The sequence below is a fragment of the Gardnerella sp. KA01001 genome (assembly GCF_049244025.1).
Taxonomy (GTDB): Bacteria; Actinomycetota; Actinomycetes; order Actinomycetales; family Bifidobacteriaceae; genus Bifidobacterium; species Bifidobacterium swidsinskii.
Genome location: NZ_CP058366.1, coordinates 1,461,248 through 1,486,961 on the forward strand (window position 1 = coordinate 1,461,248; position 25,714 = coordinate 1,486,961).

Genomic DNA, 25,714 nt, shown 5'->3' on the forward strand with positions numbered 1-25,714 from the left:
AACAAAAGACCCCACAAATAAATGTGGGGTCTTTATTTTATTTGTAGCAACATTGCAACCAGTGCAACTACCACAGCTACTTCAACTATTTCTAATTGAACAATAGCTATTCAATAACTTTTAGATTGCACAAATGAGGCTCACCTAAAGGCAATCCAGTGTCCGAAGGGAAGAATCCATCATTTACAATAAAACTTACATAAACTTTCTTATTCACATACTTTTCCATGATTTGTTTAGCTTGACTACCATCATCAAACGCCATCATGGTCGCATCGCTAGGATGAGGTGGATTGCCCATATCGCCGCTGTGAGGCAAAGTAACGCTGGTTTTATTATCCAGAATAAGAATCATGAAAGTTTGATTAGGATCTGAAGATCCCGGATTAGGATCTTGAATATTTTGCGCTTCAAGAACCTGGTTGTACGACAAAACCTTCACAGTTCCGGAAACTACTTGCCTTCCGCTTGCTTTTTCAGCTTTAATCTTGCTGTCTAAAGATTCGCCACTAGCGGATTTCTTAGAATCAGCTTTCTTACTTGCATTCTCGCCAGACTTCTTAGAATCCTTATCTTCTGAATTAGAGTCGCCGCCTTTATTGCTTACGGTTTTCTTATAAGTATTATCTTCAGTTTTTGCCAAATTATCGAGAAGCGTAGTGTCATCTGTACTGACAAAATTAATATTTTTTGTATTCTGTTTAGGAAGATCAGTGATTATTCCAGACCAGTATTTTTCTTTTTTAAGAGGATTACTATCAGCAATATTCATAGTAACCTTGTAAGCCTCAGTATCCCCTGTTCCAGAAGACCACTCAACATAGCTTAATGAATTGCTGTCTGCGTATTGCGATAACGAAGCCCTAAAACCGCCAATGTCTCCAACGCCATCGCAAATTAAATCATTTGAAGAAACAACGTCACTGTAATCTTTATTTGCAGCAAAAACCTTCGAACGTGACACATATTTATAATTTTTCCGAAGAATAAGCTCCGGAATATCCCTATCGCTCATATTGACTAACGCGTAAGAATACTTACTTTTGCTAGTATCAATTTCTGAATCAGCTTCATTAAGGTTATATTTATCAGCGTTTGCTAAAACTTTTTTATATAAAGCTGCTACTTTTGCATTAATAACATTAACTTTTTTTGCACTATTAACAGCTTCTATATTTGCGCCATTTTGATTTGAGCATCCTGAACATAATGGCATAAAAAGAAACAGCGAAAGTGCTAATGCAATAAATTTTTTTAGCTTCACCGCAATTCCATTAGGCATAACTACCCCTTCTCAAACTTTAACTAATTGTAAGCAAGCAAGTTAAATATTCTAATACTACGTTGTAATGTTTGGAAACTGCATAAATTTAGGTTACTTAAATATAAAAAGCCTGCGCAAAAGCTATTCACTCTTACGCAGGTTAGTATTAGATAAGCGACGCTTACGCCTCAAGCGTTATCACAGGATGCAAATCAAACATCGTTACAGTACGCTTCATGCGCGCAACGATGCTTGTTATAGCAATCGCAATCACGCCGAAAAGCACAAGCATTTCAATGCCGAAAACTATTTCGCCACTGTTCTTTCCAGCCATTGCTTGACGCAACCCCATAATCGAGTACGTCATTGGCAAGTATGGGTGAACAGCTCTAAAGAATGCCGGCGTCATTTGAACTGGGAATGTTCCTGCAGAGCTTGTGATTTGCAACATAAGCAGCACAATTGCAACTATTCGCCCTGGTATGTGGAAAATCACCATAATCATTTGCATTATTGCCATAAACATTATGGATGCAATAATTCCAAGACCATAGAACGCAAGAACGTTGTCAATTTGCAACTTTAACACAACGTGCACTACGCCCATAAGAATTACAGCTTGTACAACGCCCATAATCACAAACGGCGTTAAGCTAATAAGCGCACTCTTAAGCGGATTCATGCCATTTAGTATCGCTCGCCTATCCATAACTCTCAAAACAAAGGTTGCCATAAGAGCACCGACCCAAAGTCCGATGGAAATAAAGTAAGGAGCGAAACCTGTTCCGTAATTTTCAACGTGAGAATACTCGTGTTCTTCCAAGGAAACCGGCGCGCTCATCATCTTACTTTTTTGCACGATATTGTTGATTTTTCCAGACTTTTGAGAATTCTTAAGCCCGTCATGCAACTTTTTTGCGCCTTCAACCAGCTTTGGAGTATTATCCGATAGCTTCTTAGCTCCGGAATTAAGCTGATCAGAACCGTTCACTATTTTCGCTGAACCTTGTGCAGCTGCATTCACACCATTATTTAGTTTCTCGCTACCGTTACTTACTTGAGCCAAACCTTCAGCAAGACTATTCGCTCCAGCAGCAAGCTTATTTGAGCCAGTATTAACAGCTTCAACACCTTGAGATATTGCGTCAGCTCCGCCCTTTATTTGCAAACTTCCAGCAGAAAGCTTGTCTGCTCCAGCGCTTAAAGCAGAAAGATTTGTTTCTAGAAGATCAGAATTCTCACTTAATCCTCCAGCTAAACCTTGCAAGCTAGCGAGCACGTCTTCCTTAGTGACCCTAGGATCTTGCGCTTTCATAAGAAGACCCATAATTTGTGCTTTTGTTTCAACATTTCCAGCCTTAACACGTTCTTCTAATTCGCTGCTTGAAGCTGCAAGCTTTTGCGCACCATCGTAAAATTCGCTTGTTGCTGCCGATAGTTTTTGAGTTCCTTTGCTTAATTGTTGAGCTCCGTTTGCTAAATCTTGCGTTTTTTGAGCAAGATATTGCGCCCCTGCTTTACTTCGAGTATTTGCTTTAGAAAGAGTATTCGCTCCTTTTTGAAGCTCACTTAATCCGCCTTGAAGTTTTCGCAAAGATTGTGAAAGTTGATTAGATCCATCCGCAAGCTTATTTACTCCATTTTGCAAAGATTTTGAGCCTTCATGCAAAGCACCAGCACCATTTACTGCATCACCAAGAGAATCAGAAGCAGAATTAACTTTCGCAAACATGTTCTCCCAATACTCTTGAGCAATCGCCTCGCTGATTTCGCTACGCATAGTATGGAAAGCAGTTTTGCCAATCTGAGATGCCAGCATATTACTTGCCTGATCGTACTTTACGTGAAGTTTTGCTTTAGTAGGAGTTTCATATTGCGCAGAAGCAATGCACTTACTGAAGGAAGCTGGAATGGTTGCTACCATAAAATAGTTGCCATTTTTAAGACCCTTATTCGCTTCAGAACTATTTACAAAATTCCATTGGAATCCCTCACTACCATCTTTTTGATTCTTTAAGCGAGTTTTGATTTCGTTTCCAATGTTACGCATTTTGCCGTTAATCACAGCACCATTGTCTTCAACAACAACAGCTACAGGCACAGTATTCAAAGTCTTATAAGGATTAGTAAATGCCCACAAATAAAGCGATCCGTATAAAAGTGGAATCAAAGCTACGGTTCCAATAACAAGCTTTCGAGCTTTTCCTTTCAACGTATTGTTAAGCTCTCGAAATGCAAGAGCAAGAGTATTAACGCGCATTGTTTTCACCACCATTTGCTTCACTTGTACCAAGCTGTGAATCAATATGAGAATTTTCTGATTCCCCATGATTTGGGCTTAGTCTTAAGACTTGATCAGCTTGCTTTTCTAACTCACTTTGCAAAACTCCAACAAGGCAAGAGCAGTAATTTTTACTAACATACGCGCGAATATCGGAAAATAGGCATTCGCTTTGCTCGCTAGTAAGCTCCGTTTCAATTCCATCAACAAATAGCAGCCACGGCTTTTTTAACAAAGCAAGCGCAATTGCCAAACGCATGCGCTCGCACGGAGTCAACTCTCCTATTGCTGTTTCGTGAGGAGAAAATACTTTCCATTGAGCTAACACGTTGTAAGCGTACTGCTGTAAAGCTTCACGGTTTTTAACATCATTTTTGTATTGCTTCAAAAATAGAGGCGAGCGCGCTGCTAGTTTCAACTCGCTCATAAGAACTTCTTCTATTGTTTGCGTTTTATAAAATTCGTTAATTCCGCTAAATAATCCCAAACCAACGTATTGTCGAGATTCTTGGAAATCATTAGGAAGAGTTACGTCCGCAATAGTAAGAATTCCATTAGTGAATTTCATATAACCAGATAATGCAAGCAGCAAAGCTGATTTTCCAGAACCATGTTCGCCTGAAATTGCAACGATTTGATGAGGTGCAACTTTTAGCGACACATCCCAAAATGGCGATCTTCTAAATCTTTTTAACCCTAATTCTTTAGCTTCTAAAAACGTTTGTTCCTCTTGCATAATTTGTATGTTTGACGCTTATTGCTTAGACACAACGCAGTATCTAAATTTCGCTTAGAGCGCCAGGCATTCCTCCTTACTCTAAATACTCTAAATAACTTATTTTCAGTTTTTTAGTTTTTCAGTTTGTTGTTTATTGTTTACTGCTTATTTTTAGATCTTCACAATTAGCAAAACAATTTTTAATTTTCGCATTGCTTTATCGCCACTTTTCAGCGGTAAACTCACGTTGCAATACTGCAATAAAACGGTGTAAAACCGAACATTTGGTGATTTATCAATTCTTCACCACTAATCATTTAGAATACTCTTTTGTGCAAACAATTGTTGAGTTACACTAATTTTTTTATTTAATTGTTTATATTTTATATTCACTCAAGAAACAAGTTGTAAACACTTCCATGCTATATTGTCTTTAATTACTAAATGTAAGAAATACATATGTAAGAATACGTATGCAAAAAATACAGACGTAAGCAATACGAAATAAAACGTATTGCTTCAAACAATATATTAAATTCAAGCATTTAAAGGGGTGAACGGCATGCTAAGTTTGCAAATTTTAAATATTATATTTAATCCGGTTATTGTGTCGGTTGTAGTGCTATGCGCACTTAGTCTTGCAAAACTTAATGTTTTGCTATCAATGATAGTAGCTTGCATTGCAGGTGGCATTGCCGGTCATCTTCCTCTTTTTGGTGACGGAAATCACACAATTATGGCTTTGCTTTGCGACGGTTTCTCCACCAACTCACAAACTGCGCTCGCCTACATTTTGCTTGGAACTTTTGCGGAAGCAATTACTGCAACAGGCTTAGCTCAAATTATTTCTAAAAAAATTAGCAAAATTATTGGCATGAAAAAGTACGCTCTACTTGCAGTACTAACTCTAATTGCGTGCATGTCTCAAAATATTGTGCCGGTTCATATTGCTTATATTCCTATTCTTATTCCGCCTATTTTGAGAGTTATGAATAAGATGAAGCTTGACCGTCGAGCTGCAGCATGCTGCACTGCTTTTGGTCTTGAAGTTCCGTATATTGCCATTCCATTTGGCTTTGGTCTTATTTTCCAAACTGTTATTGCTACGAATCTTTCTAAAAATGGCATGAAGGTTAGTGTTGCAGACGTTAGTGCTGTGAACTGGTATTTAGGTCTTGCAATGTTTGCATCACTACTTTTTGCAGTGTTTGTGCTTTACAGAAAACCTCGCGAATACAAAACTACAGAAACTGACACTCGTGCCGCCGACGCCGTTGTCGAACCTCTTAATTTACGCCATTATGTGACTATTCTCGCAATTATTGTTGTTGTAGTAGTGCAAGTTATTAGTAAGGATCTTTCGCTTTCGTCTATTGCAGGTCTTGCAACTATGATTATTTTTGGAGCAATAAAGTGGAATGACATTGACAATCAGCTTACTGGCGGCGTAAAACTCATGGGTCTTATTGCGTTTGTGATGCTCATTGCGGGCGGATATGCTAACGTGATCCAAGCGACAGGCGGAGTTGAGGAGCTTGTAAACTTTGGTGTAGCTTCTATGGGACAAAACAAACTTGTTGCTGCATTTGTTATTACGCTTATTGGTTTGCTTGTGACTATGGGCATTGGTACTTCGTTTGGCACGGTTCCTATTCTTGCGGTTTTGTTCGTGCCACTGTGCCAGAGCATTGGTTTCAGCACTCCTGCAACGATTCTTCTTATGTCTTCTGCTGCAGCTCTTGGAGACGCAGGCTCCCCTGCTTCCGATACCACACTTGGACCTACTTCCGGCTTAAACGCAGACGGTCAGCACAGTCATATTTGGGATACTTGCGTTCCAACATTCCTTATTTTCAATATTCCGCTTATGGCTGCCGGCATTGTAATATCACAGTTTATTTAGCAGATTATTTTGGCAAACACAGCAAGTAAAAACGCAACTAGCGAATAACACAAATGACTAATAAACGCCAGTCGAGTTGAATAAACTCCCTGGCGTTTATTTTTAAATACCAATCAACCAATCGCAAAGTAGCCAATCGCAAAGTAGCCAATCGCTGCAAATTTATAACGATTGACCACTAAGACAAGATTCCCGACGATTTAGAAAAGCCATTCAAATAATAAAATAACTTAAGCTACAACCTCATTATGAAATAACATCAAAAAGAAATTCATATCTTGCATTATTTCTTCCCAAGAAAGACTTTTAGCCCAAGGTGCTTTCCTTTGGTAATCCTTCCACTTTATTCTCATCACTTCACTATCTTTAATCCTATCGAAAATTTCATTCACGTTACTCAGTAAATAAAGGGTGTCTCTCGTTTGAGAAGTAGCGTAAAAAGCTTTAGCAATCTCTTCTTTCTTAAAGACATTATCTCCTTGAGACACTCTAAGAGCATGCAAATCATAAAAATCTCGCATTCTCGTGTTAAATTCTTCCCTCACAAGAATTGTTTGCAACTTTTCTGCTAAAATCGTTGCAATTGGATAAGTCAATAAAGAGATAGATTTTGAGAACATTAAAGGCAATTCTGCTTCCATAGCAGATGGAGTAATAGCATGCCCAGTTGAAATATCGATTTTGACAGGAGTTTTTGTACCATCAAAATCTGCAATTAGGCTAGCTCGAACCCCTGGATAGTCAGATTCTTGCATAATAGAATCAAGCGTTTGTAGCGTAAATTTAACACCATCATCGATATTGATAGATATTACATCTGATATAAAAATACGCACATCATCTTCACTAAGAGAAATATTTTGCATAGTTGTATCAATATCCATTGTTGTACGAAGATTTACGCCAACAAGATAAGAAATCAGCATTCCACCTTTTAGAACAAAATTGTCTTTATACCGCGAGCGGGAAACACGATCTAAAAAACGCTCCATCATATATACGCGCATTAGCACGCGAGGATCTACACCCTTTTGGAGTGCAACATTCTTTATTTTTGCTTTAAGCTGATTAGCATCCTTCATTCTCATAACAACACCCCCAAATATTGTGAAATCAACTTTGAAATCCTAAATTTTTTAGCGTAATCGCTTAGTATATCAAGTCGCTTATCCTTTCTTTTAACATAAGCTTTTAACGCACCAAATACCACCTGTGCATCTATTTGAGAACGAGAACGCAAAATATCGCAAATTGTGCGCTCTAAATCATAAGAAGGCACAAGATTACCTTCAAGCGACATAAGATTCGTCTTACCAATTCCTAAAAAATCTGGTCTTATATAAAACACTCTAACACCAGTCTTAATTAGACTACTTGCATTATAAGTTGACGGAACAGTCACTGTTAAAGAAGAAGGCTCTCTATCAGTCAAATTATGTAAAAGAAGTGCGGACTCATGTGAAAAAACAGCAACAGATGTGCGCTTTGACAATAAATTCATTTCATCATTCCACAAACTGCTGTTAACATAAACGCCTTTTGATACACGCTCTAAGCTCTCATCTTTAATAAATCGATAAACACTAGACGGGCTAATTCCAAGTTCTTTGATGACACTATCAATGCTTAAAACTTGCTTTTTCTCTATGTAATTGCGCAATTGATCTTTTAACATTTGCCCACCTACTTAATGACACGTTTACGCTGATTTAATATATTATATCAGCATAAACGTATCGAATGCGCAAGCAAATCGTAAAGTGCAAATAGCCAAACCACATTTAACCAAATCACAAAGTAGCCAAACAACGCAATTTTGCACCTAATGGCCACTAGCGCAAAACAGAGACATCGCGCAGTACGCAATCTGCACCAGTGTCTCTACTGAGCTTAAAATTGCTCAGCGCAAACCAAGCGAAAGCCAAGCCCAAGCCAGATCAACATCCTCACATAGACACAGTGTAAAGCGAGTAGAAGTAAGCCTTTTGATTCATAAGCTCCTCAAAGCTTCCGCGCTCAATAAGCTCGCCGCTTTTCATCACAAGAATCTCATCATATTGCTTAAGCGAATTGGCATCCAAGCGGTGAGTTACCACGAGTCGAAGAATTCCTTGCAAATTCAAAATAGACTGCGTTACGTTCGCACTTGTCTCGTTATCTAACGCGCTCGTAGCCTCATCAACCAGCAGAATCTCGGACCTTTTAAGCAGGCTTCGCGCAATAGCAATACGCTGCTTTTCGCCGCCAGAAAGATGACTACCGTTCTCGCCGCACTGATAATCCTTGCCTTTAGCAGCAATCAAATCATCCAAACCAGCCAAGTGAATCACACGATCCACTTCCACATCTGGGAATGGCTTAAAAAGCGTAATATTATCTAAAATCGAAGCATCAAACATAAACACAGACTGCTGCATAAGAGTCGTCTTATCGTAAAGCGAACTCTTGCTCACATTGCTAAGCTCGTGATTATCCAGCTTCACACTACCTTCATAATCCTTGTAGTAGCCCATAAGCAGATTAATCAAACTACTCTTACCAGCACCAGAAGGTCCTACTATCGCGTAAGATTTTCCAGTTTGCAAAGTTAGATTTACATTTTTCAAGACTTTATGATCCGCATCATAAGCGTACGAAACATTGCGCAAAACAACGTTTTTAACAGAATCGTCAATGATCTCGCCAGAATCTTCCTTAACGTTACTCATATAATCGGCCATCTTGCTAATCAGCTTCTTAGCGCCCTTCATCTCGCCGAGCATTTGCGGAAGACTTGCAATAGGCTGAAGTACACCATTCATCAAATTAGTGAAAGCTAACACCATTCCAGCAGTAATAACACCAACATGAGCGTTAACCATCCAAGCACCAACAAGCATCACGCCAAGCTGAGTTGCAAGGCTTGAAATCGTTCCAAGAGCAGAAACAGTAGTCATCGTTTTTTCGCGAAGATTCTTAGTATGCTCAAGCTCCATCGACTGATTCTGATAACGGTTAATAACCTCCTGCTCCGCCTTAAAACTCTTAATAACCGAAACGCCGTTCAAAACATCCTTCGTCAAAGCTGTGTAAGACTCATTCGACTTAGAAACCTGCTCCTCTCGAGCGGCAATTCCGCTAGCTGTAAGGATCGAGCACACCATAGGAAGCACGGAAATAATAAGAGCAATAACAGTGAGCAGTGGACTATAGTAAATCATAAGAGCTAGCGAACTTACCAGCATAAGAACGTCTTGAACAAAGTCAAAAATCTTCTTCAAATACTTTTCTTGAATACGCTCGCAATCATTAGTAAGTACAGAAAGATACGTGCCGGAATTCGCGAGCGAAAAATCACTATAACTCTTCTGTAAAAGCTTCTTGATAACAGACTCTTTATACTGATTCATTGCTTTTTCAAGAAAGCGAGGGTACGAACTGCGCTTCAACGCGAAAATCAGGGAGATTGCCAGCATAAAGGAAACGACAAGCAGCAAAATAGTAGTTAAAGAGTAGGATCCTTTACCTGCCATATAGTCGAAAATAATTTGCAAAATCCAAGAAATAGCAGTGTAAATCATAGACAAGGAAATAAAAACTATCATCGAAAGAAAAGCTACAAGCTTGTTTTCTTTGAAAAATAGTTTTACGTAATTTTTTACGTCGGGATGCAGTTTGGATGATTGCTGATTCGTGGGCGATTGCTGATTTGCTGTATTGTCAGTTTTGTTCATTCTCGCTACCTCTCACTTCCTTTATAGCTATTTTTGATATTTCTACTGTTTTCTATCTAATAGCATTTTCGTAGCTAGCATTTTCGCTTCTGTTTTGCCGATTCGCCCGCTACAAAACGTTGAAAGCTACACTATCATACTTATCCTGATTGTTCATGCTTATCTACTTGACAACACCTATAAATGGTTAAACACACTTACATGTAATGCTTGTTAGAAATAATAAGCATAGAGTTAAAAAAAAATCAAATTAGAACGATGGTTTTATACGTGATATCAGCGTAAACGTGTCAAATGCGCAACACTGCTTCAATACAAAGCTCAAGAGCATACGCTTTAGAATCCCCACCCCAATTGCGCTCATCATAATTTTCAACATCATGCAAAGTATCTGCAGTATAAAGAATCTCACCCCAAACAATCTCGCGCATTTGCGCACAAGCTGCTAAAGCAGAACACTCCATTTCAACAACCGCGCATCCCTCCTGCTTACGGTTAGCAACTTTCGTCTTAGTTTCACGGAAAAATCCATCCGTAGTCCACGTCTTAACTTCATGATAAGGCAAATTATGCGCCTGCAAAGTTTGCAAAATAGCATGCCTCGAACGCTCTGAAACATCAACATAACGACTTGGAGGCAAATAATGATAAGAAGTCCCCTCATCCCTTAAAGCTTTATACGGAACCAGAAAAACGTTTTCCGCATAATCAACTAGCGATCCGCAAGAACCAGCACTAACAACTTCACTAACACCGTAAGAAATCAACCAATCTAAGATCTGAACAGCGGCCGGAGCGCCAACCGGGGCCTGTACTAAGCAGATTTTTTGCGTTTCTTCTTCTACTGCGCTGTTTGTATTTTCTCTTACTGTATCTCCTACTTTTTCTTCCAAAACATATATCGGATATTTTTTAGTTGCAGATTCAAAATTTGCTACAATCGTAGCTTTCCTACTTAAAGCATACTGATCAATTTCATCGCCTAAGAAAGCAAAAACCGCTTTAGATGGAAGCTGAACAGAAATATTATCGTGTTTTGGCATTAAAACTGCACTTTTATCGGAATCATACTCTAAAATTGGTAAATTATATTCTGTCATATAATCAACTCCATCCTACAAGCCATTCAATCCTATATACAAATACACACATTAATACGCAAAGATCACAAAATGGTCAATTGCTGCAAATTCGCACTTAATGGCCACTAGAGAATCATATTTTCTGCATCATGTCCTGTCTTTTATAAAACCGCAGCAATCGATTTCTGCTAACTCAATAAAGCCAGCTGACTTATAAAAAGCAATAGTTTTTTCAGTACAATCCGTAGTCAATTGAATTTGACGAACATTAGGATAACAATCCACAATCGCCTTTAACAAAGCAGACCCTATCCCCTGCCTTTGATACTCAGGCAAAACAAGGATATCCTGAATAAGAACAACCGTATATCCGTCGCCAACAGCTCTAACAATGCCAACTAGCTCATCACTTTTATATGCAGCTAAAACCTTGAGCGAATTGTTAAAACCATTTTCCAAAGCAACTAAATCATCTGTGTACGCAGACCAACCAACGGAATCATACAACCTTAAAATATCTTTGCTATTATACTTTTCATACTCTTTTATTTGAACATCTGCTAAATTCATTGACAATAACACCTCCGAATACTGTGCAATCAACGTTGAAACCCTAAATTTTCTAGCGTAATCGCTCAGTATATCAAGTCGCCTATCTCTTCTTTTAACATAGGACTTTAATGCACCAAAGACAACCCGTGCATTCGTGTACTACTATAGCGCTTTGACCGAGATTGAAACCATTGGGATTTCAATTCCCTTCAATACAAAAACTCACTTGGATTGGAAGTACTGTGAACTTCCAACGTGAGTTTCGTAAGAGATCTAACTAGCGAGCTTCTCACCGAATTTGTTTACTTAGAGGGTACACAAGTAAAAAAACAAGAGCACTTCCCCGAATTTGTTTACTTATCAGCCATATAAGTAAACAAAAACAAGCGTCAGTAAACAAAACGGCCTTAACTATCAACTAGTCAAGGCCGCCTCATTTACTTTATAAGACTTTACGAAGCCTTATAAAAGCGCGTAAAACTTCAACTTACGCAAGTAAACGCTAGTTATCTTACGGATTTTGCTTCAAACACTCTCCTCAATCGCACGACAGCGAAACCAGCAATAGCAAAACCTAAAGCAGAAATCAACGCAACAACCGAAGCTGACTCACCAGTCTTAGGCATAGCTGGAACATGCTTTTCCGTATTATGTTCAACAACAGGAGATTTCACATATTCATGCGCTGTATTATGTTCATGCTCCGACTTAGGCGCAGAAGATAGCTCTTGTTTAGTTTCCGGAGTTTGAGATTCAGGAACTGACAATGGATTCTCCATCCCTGATTCAGGCTCAAAAGGTGCAGGCAAAATTGGATCTGGAGTAGGTGCTGGTTTCAGATTCTTCGTAAAAATGGCATACACAGTCAAATCACTATTTACAAGCGTTGTTCCAGTAAATGCTTTACCTTTACCATCCGCCTTAGTATTCCACTCTTTAAACGTGTAGCCATCTTTAGTTGGATTCTTAGGCATTGACTGATCTTTTAACGCATCCGTATCAATAGCCTTACCAGTTTCCACCTTTACCGTTTGAGTCTTATCGCCGTTCTTGAAAGTAACCGTGCTTCGAATCTGCTTCCACTTGGCAGTAAACACAGTATTAGCATTCAAAGTATATTCTTCACCAGGCTTGTAAGTTTTACCAGCAGCATCTACCCAGTTTAAGAACTGATAATCTTCGCGCGTAGGAGCTTGGGCAATTGTAATTTTTTTACCAGCTATAGTTGTTACTTCGTCCTTCGTGTTCTCATTTTTATTATTGAACACTCCTCCATTTGCGTTAAAAGTTGCGCGAGCATTCCACTGTGCGCGAAGTAAAAATTGATAGTCGCCCCGAGGATCTAATTTCTCATCATTCCACTGCGGCACGTCACAACTGGTATCCGAAAATAGTGACTTCTTATTCCAGTAGTAGCGTTTGCCTGCCATGTTATGATCCCGATAATATTCAATATCAGGAAGCTCGGTATACCATCCGCCAAACACCAAATTCTTTTTTGCAGGGTCAGCTGGGAAATCAACCGTATTATCCGTTTTTACAGTATTGACGATTGGATCCGTCTTACCTTCAATATTTCCGCCCTTAAGATCGAATTTCACGTTCAATTTTCCAAACGAAATTCGCAGAGGTATGGGCTTACCATCGTCGAGTTTATACGTAACGGTGAATTTAGAGTAGCCTTTTGCTGGAATATATGTGCGATCCGTATCATGAGAAAGATGATAACCCACGGGAATTTTATCAGTATCAATCGTTATTGTTAATTTTTCTCCTATCGCAAAATCGCCAACAAACCGCTGAAAGTTAGATTGCAGATTCTTCTTAACATCAATTTTCTTTCCGTTTTCATCCTCGACGGTTATCGGAAGATTTTCCCACATGCTTTCAATGTTTTTGTCAATCTGTCCTTTACCACCTGGATGCGTGTGGCCATACCCAGGGTCCAAAGCGATATCCATATCGAGTGAAAGCGGATATTTCTTGACTTCTGCAGTTCCCTTATCAGCAGCCTGTGCAGTCACTGTTCCAGCAAAAAGTCCAATCGTAGCTACAAAAGCAACTACCAAATTAATAACTTTTTTTATTATTTTATTATTCATTTTTATTTCCAACCAAACTAATGATTATCGTAATAATAATTTTTATTAATTTTGAAAATTGATATAGTGAAAACGCAAAACCAAAAATACGTGTAAATATGCAGAACCACTAACCTATTTCAATACAAAATAAACAATGTATAAAGTGGTGAGACGATAAAAATTATGTTACGAAAAAGACAGCATCACGCTGTCTGTCTGTCTGTCTGTCTGTCTGTCTGTCTGTCTGTCTGTCTGTCTGTCTGTCTGTCTGTCTGTCTGTCTGTCTGTCTGTCTGTCTGTCTGTCTGTCGAGGATTATATTTTTCATGATCTCAGTTTGTCAACTTCCGTCACCGAATTAACATGCCAATTATAACAAACAAACTTAGCAAATTCCAGTATGAGATAACTCACAAATAAACTATCAAATCTGCTAAACAACCAACTCTCAAAAGCAGCAATAACGAAGATACATGAAAGTAACATATAATTTCTTAAAATTAAGTTTGGCAAACATAAAATAGGATCATAAAGCACAAATTAAGATTAGCGAACTTAAATTAAGTTTGACAAACGCAAATCCATTCGCTATAGTTTCCACTTATCACCATTTCGACGAGTAAAGGAGTGCACATGTATCATACAAATATGATGACAAATTGTTGTTGTAACGTATGCTGTTGCGCATTTCTTAATCGAAATGATGTTTTCAAGCACTAACTGTGCATAACATCTAGCCTGTGTTAAAAAGCATTTACGTTAGAACACAGCAAATTACGATTTAAGAAACAGCGCGCTGTTTCTTTTTTTATGCCAAAATTCGAATATAAAACGTTGAAAAGATAACAATTTAATACGGATTAGATATTAAACAGATAAATGGCATTTTTAGAAACAACTAATAAACAACAGTCTCTTTATTAATAAAAAATTATTTTTTAAAAATTAAAAATAAACAAAATTAAACAAATTAAATTAAACAAGACAAACAAGTAAGGGGAAATATTATGTCTAACATCTACAAGTCCGTGCAAGAACTCGTAGGTCACACTCCACTTCTGGAGCTTACTCACATTGAAAAAGAGTACAATCTAGCAGCAAAAATCCTCGTAAAACTCGAATACTTCAACCCAGCAGGTTCCGTAAAAGACCGCATCGCAAAGCAGATGATTGAAGAAGCAGAAACCACAGGCACAATTAAGCCAGGCTCAGTAATTGTTGAGCCAACTTCTGGAAACACTGGCATTGGTCTTGCAATGATTGCACAAACAAAAGGATACAAAAGCATTATTGTGATGCCAGAAAGCATGTCTATTGAACGCCGAAAACTTATGAAAGCATACGGGGCAGAACTCGTGCTCACACCTGCTGCAGAAGGAATGAAAGGCGCAATTGCCAAAGCGAAGGAAATCGTTGAAAACACGCCAAACGCGTGGACTCCAGGACAGTTTACCAATCAAGCAAATGTGCACGCGCACTACAACACAACCGGCCCAGAAATTTGGCAAGACACTGACGAAAACGTGGATATGCTTATCGCTGGCGTTGGAACAGGCGGCACAATTACTGGTACAGGAACATATTTAAAAGAGCAAAATCCGCAGCTTGAAGTAATTGCAGTAGAACCAGCCGACTCCCCTGTGCTCGCAGGCGGCAAGCCAGGAGCGCACAAGATTCAAGGAATCGGTGCAGGATTCGTGCCAGATGTGCTCAACCAAAACATTTACGATCGTATTGTTCATGTAACAAATGAAAACGCAATTGAAAGCGGCAAGCTTATAAGCAAAAAAGAAGGCGTTCTCGTAGGCATTTCTTCCGGAGCTGCGGTTTGGACAGCAATCCAAGAAGCAAAAAGAGAAGAAAATGCGGGAAAAACCATAGTTGCAATACTTCCAGATTCAGGAGATAGATACTTGTCTACTGCATTATTTGAAAACTAACTGTATTTAGTAGCACTACTATAAACACGCAAGTTTTGATTAAATAATATGTGCAAATATTAATTAGTAATTAAAACGAGAAAATAAAGAAAACAAAAAAATACTGGAGATTAATGTATGAATGAGCATCTTGACCTTATAAACAAACTCAATTCAATTCATGATTCTGACATAAGGCAAGCTACATTCATACCTAACTATCACAATATTATTGCGCTCATACATGCAACTCAGGTGTTACTTTTGCCTGAGTTGCATGCACGCAATGTAAGTAACGATACTGCGCAACTCAATGCTACTTTGAATACCGTTACTTCAAACGCGTTAGACACTATAGAACGCATTATATTCCACGAACTTCAATCCTATACAAGCAACTCAATTAAAATTCAAGAAACTTGCAATCAATTTATACATAAACTTCCTGCAATTAAAAAGTTACTTTTAACAGATATTCAAGCAATATACGAAGGCGATCCTGCTTGCACAAGCAAAGTAGAAGTCACGCTCGCATACCCTGGTTTTTACGCAATGCTTATTCACCGCACAGCTCACGCACTCTATGAGCTTAACGTGCCACTAATTCCTAGACTTATGAGCGAATATGCTCACAGAAAAACCGGAATTGACATTCATCCAGGAGCAAAAATTGGTGCATATTTTTGCATTGATCACGGAACTGGCATTGTAATCGGCGAAACAACTGTAATCGGCGAGCATGTTAAGCTTTACCAAGGAGTAACGCTTGGTGCGAAAAGTTTTGCGCTAGACGAGGACGGAAATCCTATAAAAGGCGGAAAGCGACACCCGAATATTGGAAACAACGTAGTAATTTACGCAAATGCTACTATTCTTGGCGGAGAAACCACAATAGGAAGCGGAAGTATAATCGCAGCAAACGCGTGGATCAACCGCAGCATTCCTGCAAACACAACCTACCACTTCCCTAAAGTCTAATGCGCGCTAAAAATACTGATTCCACTTCTACTATTTTATTTGAACATCTGTTAGATTCATTTACAATAAACATCCAAATATAATAAATGTGCGCGCTCATAAAACGTAAAAACGTAAGAACGCGCACTAGCAAGAATACTTAGCAAAAACTAGCAACAGCTAGAACAGCTACTTTTTAAGTTGCACAGTCTCGTGATCCTTGCCCATCTTAAACTGAATACCTGCACGCTGCCACATACGATATTCGCCAACCGCAGTAAAGAGAACATCCGTGGAAGAGTTAAGTGCAGTTTCGCAAGAATCCTGAATAACGCCAATAATAAGACCAATAGCAACTACTTGCATAGCGATATCGTTTGAAATGCCAAATGACGAGCATGCGAGAGGTATAAGCAAAAGCGAACCACCAGCCACACCAGATGCGCCTGCAGCAGAAACTGCAGAAAGCACAGAAAGAATCACAGCCGTTGGAATATCAACGCGAATACCAAGCGTGTGAGCAGCGCACAAAGACATGATAGAAATAGTTATAGCAGCTCCGCTCATATTAATAGTTGAACCAAGCGGTATTGAAACAGAGTAATTATCTTTGTTAAATCCAAGCTTTTCGCACAAATTCATATTTACAGGAATGTTCGCAGCAGAAGAACGCATGAAGAACGCTGTAACACCCGAATCGCGCAAAGTTCTAAAAACAAGAGGATACGGATTCTTACGCGTAAGTACGAAAACCAAAATAGGATTAATAATCAAAGCAGTAACAGCCATAGTGCCTACTAACAAAGCAATAACGAAACCATACTCGCTAAAAATACGAAGACCGTTACTTGCAACTGTTGTATAAACAAGACCCATAATGCCAAAAGGTGCTGCGTTAATAATCCAGTGGACAATTTTTCCAATAGCAGATGAAACGTTATCGAAAAATGCTTTTGTAGAAGGCTCGGCTAATCGCAGAGCAATGCCGAAAGCAATCGCCCAGAAGAGGATACCAATAAAGTTACCTTTAACGAGAGCGTCTACAGGATTAACAACAATATTTAGCACAAGTGAATTAAGCACCTCACCAATTCCTTGAGGAGAAGGCGAAGACGCTGCTGCAACATGAGCAAAAGTAAAATCAACAGGGAAAATCATAGCCGCACATACAGCTACAAGGCTTGCAGTAAACGTAGATAGCGCGTACAGCCCTATTACCAATTTCATATTGCCAACACTTTTTGCTTGCGCAAGCGCACCAATAACTAGGCAAAATACCAAAATTGGCGCAACAGATTTAAGCGCACTGACGAAAAGTTTTCCCATAAGATCTAGCACATAGACGTGAGCTGGCACAAAAATACCAAGCGCAGCACCGAGAAAAAGACCAATTACAATGCGTAAAATAAGGTCAATGTTATTCCATTTTTGAACAATCTTGTGCATGAGAGTCTCCTGTATAGTAATTTGTGCAGAATGTTTTATACTCTTTTACGTGTATTAGCACTTGCAAGATTTTATTTTTTAAAGATTATACATAAGGATGCATATATATGCAAATCGTTAAGCTTTAATGTTTCGATATTTCAATAACTTAGCAACTCAGTGACTAAACACTTCAATAAGTGCTTTGTAAGCAAGATAACTCTTAAAATATAGTAAGCAACAATAACTTCCAGTGTAATCGCAAACTAAAATAGCAAAATGCCTCACTTCGCGGAGTAAAAAAGACGCAAAGTGAGGCACATTTTACATTAACTTCATTATGCTAATTAACCCAATACTCAGCAAACTTACTGAATACAATTAAGCAAACATTAAGCAGCTCTAAAACTAGCTGATCTGCAATAACCAGACCAGCTAGCAAATATTCTACTTATTACTATGACGAGAAGTACCACGACGCTTAGCCGAGAAAAGCGCAGCACCAGCAGCACTAAGAGTTGCAGCAAACAAGCCAAACACAGACACGTCACTACCAGTCTTACTAAGCTGAGCAACACTACCACTCTTCAACACCTGAGCGCGCACAGAAGCACGAACATCAGCCGCATGAGCCTTAGCAGCAGCCAAAGCCTTACGAGCAGCAGAAAGATTCTTAACCGCAGCATCAACCTGAGCCTGGGTAGCATTCGGATCAGCAAGCACACGTTTAGCTTCAGCCAATGCCTTCTTATACACATCCAAATCAGGAGCTTCACCAAGCAAGTAGGCAAACGACTTGCTAAAGTGAGAATCATCATCAACTTCAGCTTGCAATACCGTCTTATTAACACCATTCAAAGCATCTTTAGCATTCTTAAGACTCTTTAACGCAGTATTAACAAGAGCTTGACGATCTGCTTGAGACTTAGTAGCAACTTCCACACCCTGACCAGCAGGATCAGCTAGCTTAGATATAAGCTCCTTCGCATCTTGCAAAGCCTTATTATATGCTTGCTGCTTTTCAGCAGTATCATACACGTACTTTACAGATTCTTTCACACTATTCTCAAGAGCAATCTCAGCTTGCAAATCAGCAATATCAACACCATTTAGTGCAGCAGCTGCGGTTTGAAGTTGAAGCAGCGCACCATTGACAGCAATCTGCTTCTGCTCAGGAGTATTCGCTGATTGAGCATTCTTCGCATCAGCAAGAGCAGACTCAGCAGCCGTAAGAGCAGTATCATACGCAGATTTCTTATCCTGAACAGCATTCGTATACTGTACGGACTTCTTCAAAGAATCAGCTTTGTTAACTTCAACCTGCAACTTAGACGTATCTACAGTTCCATCAAGAGCGTTAGAAGCAGTTTCAAGCTGAGTCTTAGCATCGCTGATTTCTTGCTCAGTCTTGCCCTTAGGCGAATCAAGAATAGCTTGAGCAGCAGCCACAGCATTATCAAACGCAGTCTTCTTAGTATCAGAAGCATTCATGTAAGCAACAGTCTTCTTCTTCGACTCAGCAGCAGTCACAGCCGCCTGCAAAGCAGAGGTATCGTGACCATCCAAACCAGTAACAGCATTATTAAGCGCAGAAGTAGCATCAGAAATTTCTTTCTCTGTTGCACCAGCTTTCTTTACAATGCTTTCTGCAGAGGTTATAGCATTGTCAAGAGCAGCTTGCTTAGCAGCAGAAGCATTCTTATAAGAAGCATCATTCTTCTTACCTTTTGCTTCTGCGAGCTTTGCTACCAATTGAGACTTGTCGTTACCGTCAAGTTCATTAACAGCCTTAGTAAGCGCAGTCAACGCAGTATTAACAGCTTGCTGCTTCTGCTCAGGAGTCTTAGTAGACTTAGCATTCTTAGCTTCAGTAATAGCAGACTCAGCCTGTTGCAAAGCCTTATCAAACGCAGACTTCTTTGCTTCAGAAGCATTCTCATACTTATATGCGTCCTGAGACTTAGGAGTAGTAACACCGGTCAACTTCTTAGCATTATCAACCGCTGTCTGAAGCTCATCAGTCTTAACTTTGCCATCAAGACCATTAATCGCATTATCCAACTTGTCTTTTGCATCACTAATCTCAGTATCTGATGCGCCAGCCTTCTTTTCAATTGTCTCAGCATTGTTTAAGGCTCTATCAAAAGCAGACTGCTTATCTTTCGAAGCATTCTTGTAAGCAATTTCAGATTTCTTTGAATTCGCTTTCTTAATAGCTTTGCTTAACTCAGTCTTATCATGACCATCAAGAGCATCAATCGCTTTGCTTAACTTAGATTCAGCATCACTAATAGACTGCTGTGAAGCATCTGTTTTGTCATAAACTTTCTTTGCCTCAGACAGAGCAGTATCAAAATCATTCTTCTTTTCTGTAGAAGCATTCTCATACTTTGGATCCTTCTTCTTAGAAGAATCATCCTGACCCTGCTTATTCTTGCCTTGCAATTCATAAGCTGTCTCAATTTCATCCTGAAGCTTTGACTTGTCAATAGTATTACCACCGAGATCCTTAACAGCTTTTTCAAGAGCTTTACTAATCTTTTCAACTTCATCAGTAGTCTTGTTCTCAGCAGAATCAGTCTTAACAAGATCTTCCGCAGCCTTTAATGCACTCTCAAAAGAAGTCTTCTTATTATCTTTATAATCAGGCTTTGCTGTAAGAGTAGACTTCTGGTCATTAATAAGAGTCACAAGATTCTTGAGTGACTTCATCTTGCCGTCAAGATCTTTAGCCTTAGTAACAACATTATTGATAGCAGTTTTCACCTTATCAACAGTATCTAAATCACTCTTAGGGTCAGTTTCAGGATTTGCAACTTCTTCCTTAAGAGCCTTCTTCTGTGCATTATTAAGATTCTGAAGATTATCTATTGCAGTATTCGCATCTTTTCTAGTCTTTGCAAGCTCAGCTTCCTGAAGAATAGAATCAATGTCTTGTATAGAATCGGTATTTTTATCATCCAACTTTGCATTGAAGTTCGTAGCTTCTTGATCAGTAAGATCACCATGCTTCTTCAGATCAGCAATCTTCTTCTTAGCTGCAGCTTTAGCATCCTCAAACTCAGCTTTGTTGAGAATCTCTGCAACTTTATCAAGACTATCTGCAGTACCTACTTCGTCTTGATACTTCTTCTTATCTTGTTCGCTGAGATTCTTCAACTTGCTAATCTTGTTTTTAGCATCAGTCTTAGCATCATTAAGACCATCGTTATTACTGTTATCAGCAGCATTTTGATTCTGAGTAGCCTTTTCCGCGGCCTGTTTCTTTATAGCATTTATAGCATTCTCATCAGTTGCAGTCTGAATGCTATTAATAAACTGCTCTTTCTCCTCAGGCTTGAGTTTATCATTCCCGTTAATTTCATTAATAGCAGCCTGCTTTTGCTTCTCAAGTTCAGCTTTCTTCTTAGCTTCTTCAGCCTTGCCTGTGTCTTGCTGCTCCTGTTGATTCTGCTTCGTTACCTCGCCATCAACCTTCGCATCATCTTTCTGCTGCTGCTGTTGCTTCTCCTGCTCAGCCTGCTGATCAGCTTGTTGCTGCTTTTGATCAGCTTCCTTTTGCTTCTTTTGATCCTGATCCTTTTGGAACTCGTTTATCTTCTCACGGATCTTTTCAGGATCAGTCTCAGTACCAATCTTCTTATCAAGTTCAGTCTTTTGCTCAGGAGTCAAACCAAGATCATTCTTAGCATCATTAATCTGCTTCTGAGCATCTTTCTTTTTCTTCTCATCTTGACCATGCTCATTAGCAGACTTAATAATCTTGTCTACATCTTCTGGCTTAGTAATATTGTTGATTTCACCTTGATGATCTTCCTTGAACTTCTTAATCTCTTGATCATTCAAGCCATTTTTCTTAAGAATCTTGTCAATAAGATTCTCAGCTTCCTTCTTAAGTTCTTTAGGCTGAGGAGCGGCAGCATTAGATACAAAGCAGTCGTCCTTAGTAAGAGTAATAACCGTATTCGGATTCCAACCCTGTAATGCTTTTATCTCAACCTCATCATCATGTTGATATAAAGAAACAATACCTTTATTACTTCTATTATCACCGAGTTTTAATGTAGATCCAGACGTTACATCCCAATCGCTAAAGAATTTATACAACGTCATACCACCACCCGTATTGGAGTCAGGCGCATGAAGTTGATTGAGAAGACCATTCGTACTATTTATATATTGATCGTTTATCTCAGATTTTCCAGCTTTTGCTTTCCAGTTATCTTGAATAAACTTCCTAACAAACTTATGCCAATCATCTTGAGTTAATTTGTTTTTATCAGCAACAGCAATCTTAGTAATGTTGTACTTGTACCCATTACTATTTTTTGTTTCAGTTTTTGGCTTTTCTGGATTCCCCTTGGTGTATACCAACTCAGAATAGTCGAAGGTAGAAGTTGAATCATCATTAAACTTAACAGACATAGTATGCTTAGCATCATCAAACGTAATCGCCGTATTTTCATTACTGCCTTTTAGTTTGCTTTGAAGACCACTATTGGCTGTTAAGATGGCTTGCCTAATAGTTGACTGTTCATTGGTTTGAATTGCCTTAGCATCTTTTACAGCTGTACGAGCTGGAAGCGTAATGTAAGTGGTCTCATTAAGCTTCTTCGCTTGATACACCAGCTTGTTGCCATCGAGCTTATCAGTAGATGGAAAATCAGCAGTATTATCTTTATAAGTGATAGTTACGTTGCCTTTATTATCTACTGTAATAGATTTCTTAGCTTCTTCTAGATTGTTAGGCTTACCAATTGCATCTATGAAGTCAGATTTATTTTTATTTGCTTCATAAACTTTCTTCACAAGTTCCGTCTGCTCATTCACAGTCAACCCTTGTGGATTTCCAACTGCCATTGGCACTGGATAGTACGGCGTAAACTTATCCGCAAGTGAACGCTGCTTCTTTACAAGATACTTGCCTTCAAGCTTTTTAGTTGAAGGAGCGCCAATCTTATCAGTGAAAGTAATAGTCGCATTGCCACTAGCATCAACAGTCAAATCTTTAATATGCTTACCAGTATTAGCTGCTAAAATAGCATTCTTTACAGCTTGTTTCTCTTCCTTGCTTAATTGAGAAATATTTTTAACAGGAGTTAAATTGGTAGGATAGTTAATTTTCACCTTATCAGCAAAAGGAATATAACGCTTAGTCAGATTCTCCTTAGAAATAGTATCCGTAGAGTTATCCTTGTATGTTACCGTTGCGCTACCATCGTTATTGACTTTTACAGCCTTTTTGAAAGCCTCTTCAGTTTGAGTCTGTTCCATACCTTTAAGCTTTTTCAGCACATCGGTATTACTCTTATTAGCATTCCACAGCTTTGTAAGAACAGCCTTTTTCTCATCTTCTGAAAGATTATTTCCATATGTCGAAGAATCAACTTCTACTTTATCTGTAGGATAAGTAAGTTCCAATTCTTGTGAGTATTTTGGCAACGTCGGCGCAAGCGCAACCTTACCAGCAGTGTAATGCCAGTTGCCCATCACCTGGTACACACCTGCAGCAAATTTCAAAGGCTTCGTTTTATCATTCAGTTTAATAACGAAGCTAATCTTAGACTTTCTATTGCCTCTACTCTCCCAGTTAATAATCAAGGCACTAGTAGCGTCCTTATATTCCCTAGAAGTACCGAGAGTATTACCAGATTCGTCATAACCACCGGCTTCACCGGTCATTCTTTCCCAGTTATTCTTAAATTCAGTGCCTTGCTCTTTATTATTATCAAACCAGAAACGGCTGGCAGACTGATTCCAAGACTCCTTTGTATATGTTGCACCTGTTTGTTGAGAAGACGAATCACCAGTCAACTGTTCATCTTTGTACAAAGTAATTTTATTATCTACAATGTCAACACCCTTAGGCACACTCGCCCACCAGAATGGTCGACCACCCCACCATTCACCCTGAGAATTAAACTGGTACTCAACCTTATAATATTGTCCGTAAGTTTTTCTGTCTGCTGTTTCCTTATTATCGTTTTGTTTTTCATCGCATGGCACTAGTTTAATATCCACATACCTCTGCGCCTTTGTAGAAGAATCGCGATTCGCATACCTATAGCTACCATCAGGAAGATTAAAACCATTAGCCCAAGCTTGATGAGTTGGCAAACCAGCACCACAAGCAAGCAAGCTTGCCAATGTTGCAGTCACAGCAATTTTCGGTAAACGTGAAACCGCATACGACTTACATGCTTCTAAACGAGTTCCACTTATCTCTTTCGCCATTGAACGAAGTGTACTCGGCTTCAAATACGCGTAATTCTTAGACACATGTAAAGCATTTTTAGCAGCTTGTGTTTTCTTAACCATTAACAGTCCTCACTTATATATTTTCTCTTCAACTCGCTCTGCAGACGTAAACTCACATCTTGTAAAAGAGCTTGTTAATAGAGCAAAGGATACCCCCCCCCGCGTAATAATTCAAGTAATATAGGCAAAAACTACCATGCGATTAAGGTAACAACTATATTCAATATTAAATATTACAAATAATCATGCGAGCGCCGCATAGCTGGTATTTGGCAACTGCGGCAAAACAACAATCAAACCGGCAGTAAAAATCAGCGCGAGTATAGGCAAAAGCTGCCATTGGCACGTAGATGAGAATGCAAATCCAATCCAAGAACCAGTAGTAGCACCAATCGCAAACGCAAGGCGCGCCCAACCAGAAAACTTAGCGAGCGCACTACCTTTAAACAGAATCTGACGCGCAACAATAATCGGCTCTACTAGTAACATTCCACCAATCGCTTGAAGGAAGAATGCAAAGCACATCATTGGCAAAAGATTAATAAACATAAAGCAATAAGCAAGCAAGCTCACAGCAATACCTAAAATCGCAACTTTTCTTAAACCGAGTTTTTGAGAAGAATGCGCATATAAAACGGATGCGAGCACGCTTCCTACACCAGTAAAAATATACAATATCGTCAAAGAGTTAGAACCATATTGCTTACCAAGACCGAGAAGAATATAAGAAACAGAGCATGCAGGAATAAAAGCAACCAAAAGAGAACCCAAAAGAAGCATGATTTTACTCTTGAGTAACGGATTCGCAGATTGCTTAGCTGCAGATTTATTGGCAACGTCATTTTCTTGCGATACTTGCGATACTTGCGATACTTCTCCTTCTTCACTAATCGCTTGCGATTCATTCTCTACATCTTGCAACGCTTCCTCTTCTGCGCAAGACGCTTGCGCAATGTCTTGTTTCATAATAAATCGCGTAGCACAAGCCGCAAAAGAAGTCACGGACGAGAAAATCAAAACCGCAGGAATCGACCAGCTCGCAATCCACGATCCTAATGGAGAGCCGAGCAAGGTTCCTGTAACACTCGCCAAAACGCTTACAATGCCGCTGTAGTTTACAATCATGCCGTCATCGCCGCCGGCAGCATCAACCTCGAAAACTTCGCTAGCGATATCAATCACTTGCCCGGTAATCAACAATGCGCAAGAAAGAGCTACAAGCGACCACTTCCAAGCTGGAGAGCCAAGCATAAGAAGCGGCAGCAAACTGAGCACGCCTTCTACGCCTTCAGTCATAGCAAGAGCGCGAAAACCGCCAAGCTTATCAACAATCCAACCAGAGCATGGCGAAAGAAAATCGGCAACCGTCATAAAAGTCTTACGAAAACCAATCACCCAAGCCGGCAAGCCAACAATAATAATCGAAGGCAAAACCGAGCCTTCATACGCCTGATTGCCGAGCATAGAAAAACAGAAGCCAACCAAAGCCCATCGCAATGCTGGACTAATAGATCTCATACGAATAAAAATATTATTCCGCTTACCAATAGCCTTCATAA

General features: G+C 39.3%; 15 protein-coding genes. 3 read left to right on the forward strand and 12 right to left on the reverse strand.

Going from position 1 to position 25,714, the window contains the following annotated elements:
• Positions 1–106: 106 nt before the first annotated feature.
• The 3 genes from HXT59_RS05905 to HXT59_RS05915 form a co-directional block, all read right to left on the reverse strand.
• Positions 107–1,282, reverse strand: coding sequence for a hypothetical protein (locus HXT59_RS05905; protein WP_421784272.1), 1,176 nt, complete (start codon positions 1,280–1,282; stop codon positions 107–109).
• Positions 1,283–1,445: 163 nt separating this feature from the next.
• Entirely contained in the window at positions 1,446–3,524 is a 2,079-nt protein-coding gene (locus HXT59_RS05910; protein ID WP_004107160.1) for a YhgE/Pip domain-containing protein, read from the reverse strand.
• Positions 3,514–4,281, reverse strand: coding sequence for an ATP-binding cassette domain-containing protein (locus tag HXT59_RS05915; RefSeq protein ID WP_032842527.1), 768 nt, complete (start codon positions 4,279–4,281; stop codon positions 3,514–3,516). Before HXT59_RS05915 ends, HXT59_RS05910 begins: the two co-directional genes overlap by 11 nt.
• A gap of 544 nt (positions 4,282–4,825) precedes the next feature.
• Between HXT59_RS05915 and HXT59_RS05920 the strand changes: the two genes are divergently transcribed.
• Positions 4,826–6,166, forward strand: a complete 1,341-nt coding sequence (locus HXT59_RS05920; protein WP_421784273.1) for a Na+/H+ antiporter family protein — start codon at positions 4,826–4,828, stop codon at positions 6,164–6,166.
• A 230-nt stretch (positions 6,167–6,396) separates the two neighbouring features.
• Here the strand turns inward: HXT59_RS05920 and HXT59_RS05925 are convergent, their stop codons facing one another.
• The 6 genes from HXT59_RS05925 to HXT59_RS05950 all read right to left on the reverse strand — a co-directional run bounded on the left by HXT59_RS05925 (position 6,397) and on the right by HXT59_RS05950 (position 13,615).
• Entirely contained in the window at positions 6,397–7,254 is an 858-nt protein-coding gene (locus tag HXT59_RS05925; protein ID WP_102155281.1) for a nucleotidyl transferase AbiEii/AbiGii toxin family protein, read from the reverse strand.
• A complete protein-coding gene (locus HXT59_RS05930) occupies positions 7,251–7,841 on the reverse strand; it encodes a type IV toxin-antitoxin system AbiEi family antitoxin domain-containing protein (RefSeq protein WP_012914017.1) in 591 nt (196 codons plus the stop codon). The genes HXT59_RS05925 and HXT59_RS05930 overlap by 4 nt, the downstream gene beginning before the upstream one ends.
• 271 nt (positions 7,842–8,112) lie before the next feature.
• The gene (locus HXT59_RS05935; protein WP_421784274.1) at positions 8,113–9,879 is read right to left on the reverse strand and encodes an ABC transporter ATP-binding protein; all 1,767 of its coding nucleotides are present in this window, start codon (positions 9,877–9,879) and stop codon (positions 8,113–8,115) included.
• Positions 9,880–10,169: 290 nt separating this feature from the next.
• Entirely contained in the window at positions 10,170–10,979 is an 810-nt protein-coding gene (locus HXT59_RS05940; protein ID WP_004107172.1) for a nucleoside phosphorylase, read from the reverse strand.
• A 129-nt stretch (positions 10,980–11,108) separates the two neighbouring features.
• Positions 11,109–11,531, reverse strand: a complete 423-nt coding sequence (locus tag HXT59_RS05945) for a GNAT family N-acetyltransferase (RefSeq protein WP_064340420.1) — start codon at positions 11,529–11,531, stop codon at positions 11,109–11,111.
• Positions 11,532–12,019: 488 nt separating this feature from the next.
• Positions 12,020–13,615: an InlB B-repeat-containing protein gene (locus HXT59_RS05950; RefSeq protein ID WP_421784275.1), complete on the reverse strand. Its 1,596-nt coding sequence runs from the start codon at positions 13,613–13,615 to the stop codon at positions 12,020–12,022.
• A gap of 988 nt (positions 13,616–14,603) precedes the next feature.
• Between HXT59_RS05950 and cysK the strand changes: the two genes are divergently transcribed.
• The gene (gene cysK, locus HXT59_RS05955) at positions 14,604–15,536 is read left to right on the forward strand and encodes a cysteine synthase A (RefSeq protein ID WP_174143395.1); all 933 of its coding nucleotides are present in this window, start codon (positions 14,604–14,606) and stop codon (positions 15,534–15,536) included.
• A gap of 117 nt (positions 15,537–15,653) precedes the next feature.
• Positions 15,654–16,493 (forward strand): serine O-acetyltransferase EpsC, encoded by an 840-nt coding sequence (gene epsC, locus HXT59_RS05960; protein ID WP_421784276.1) that lies wholly within the window; start codon positions 15,654–15,656, stop codon positions 16,491–16,493.
• A gap of 168 nt (positions 16,494–16,661) precedes the next feature.
• Here the strand turns inward: epsC and sstT are convergent, their stop codons facing one another.
• From sstT to HXT59_RS05975, 3 genes are all read right to left on the reverse strand, one after another.
• Positions 16,662–17,918, reverse strand: a complete 1,257-nt coding sequence (gene sstT / locus HXT59_RS05965) for a serine/threonine transporter SstT (RefSeq protein WP_421784277.1) — start codon at positions 17,916–17,918, stop codon at positions 16,662–16,664.
• A gap of 426 nt (positions 17,919–18,344) precedes the next feature.
• A complete protein-coding gene (locus tag HXT59_RS05970) occupies positions 18,345–24,215 on the reverse strand; it encodes a GA module (RefSeq protein ID WP_421784278.1) in 5,871 nt (1,956 codons plus the stop codon).
• A 183-nt stretch (positions 24,216–24,398) separates the two neighbouring features.
• Positions 24,399–25,712, reverse strand: coding sequence for an MFS transporter (locus HXT59_RS05975; RefSeq protein ID WP_012914008.1), 1,314 nt, complete (start codon positions 25,710–25,712; stop codon positions 24,399–24,401).
• Positions 25,713–25,714 lie beyond the last annotated feature (2 nt).

Bases quoted from the DNA above. Each gene is read 5' to 3' on its own strand.
- HXT59_RS05905 (WP_421784272.1), bottom strand. From the start codon at position 1,282: ATGCCTAATGGAATTGCGGTGAAGCTAAAAAAATTTATTGCATTAGCA.
- HXT59_RS05910 (WP_004107160.1), bottom strand. From the start codon at position 3,524: ATGCGCGTTAATACTCTTGCTCTTGCATTTCGAGAGCTTAACAATACG.
- HXT59_RS05915 (WP_032842527.1), bottom strand. From the start codon at position 4,281: ATGCAAGAGGAACAAACGTTTTTAGAAGCTAAAGAATTAGGGTTAAAA.
- HXT59_RS05920 (WP_421784273.1), top strand. From the start codon at position 4,826: ATGCTAAGTTTGCAAATTTTAAATATTATATTTAATCCGGTTATTGTG.
- HXT59_RS05925 (WP_102155281.1), bottom strand. From the start codon at position 7,254: ATGAGAATGAAGGATGCTAATCAGCTTAAAGCAAAAATAAAGAATGTT.
- HXT59_RS05930 (WP_012914017.1), bottom strand. From the start codon at position 7,841: ATGTTAAAAGATCAATTGCGCAATTACATAGAGAAAAAGCAAGTTTTA.
- HXT59_RS05935 (WP_421784274.1), bottom strand. From the start codon at position 9,879: ATGAACAAAACTGACAATACAGCAAATCAGCAATCGCCCACGAATCAG.
- HXT59_RS05940 (WP_004107172.1), bottom strand. From the start codon at position 10,979: ATGACAGAATATAATTTACCAATTTTAGAGTATGATTCCGATAAAAGT.
- HXT59_RS05945 (WP_064340420.1), bottom strand. From the start codon at position 11,531: ATGAATTTAGCAGATGTTCAAATAAAAGAGTATGAAAAGTATAATAGC.
- HXT59_RS05950 (WP_421784275.1), bottom strand. From the start codon at position 13,615: ATGAATAATAAAATAATAAAAAAAGTTATTAATTTGGTAGTTGCTTTT.
- cysK (WP_174143395.1), top strand. From the start codon at position 14,604: ATGTCTAACATCTACAAGTCCGTGCAAGAACTCGTAGGTCACACTCCA.
- epsC (WP_421784276.1), top strand. From the start codon at position 15,654: ATGAATGAGCATCTTGACCTTATAAACAAACTCAATTCAATTCATGAT.
- sstT (WP_421784277.1), bottom strand. From the start codon at position 17,918: ATGCACAAGATTGTTCAAAAATGGAATAACATTGACCTTATTTTACGC.
- HXT59_RS05970 (WP_421784278.1), bottom strand. From the start codon at position 24,215: ATGGTTAAGAAAACACAAGCTGCTAAAAATGCTTTACATGTGTCTAAG.
- HXT59_RS05975 (WP_012914008.1), bottom strand. From the start codon at position 25,712: ATGAAGGCTATTGGTAAGCGGAATAATATTTTTATTCGTATGAGATCT.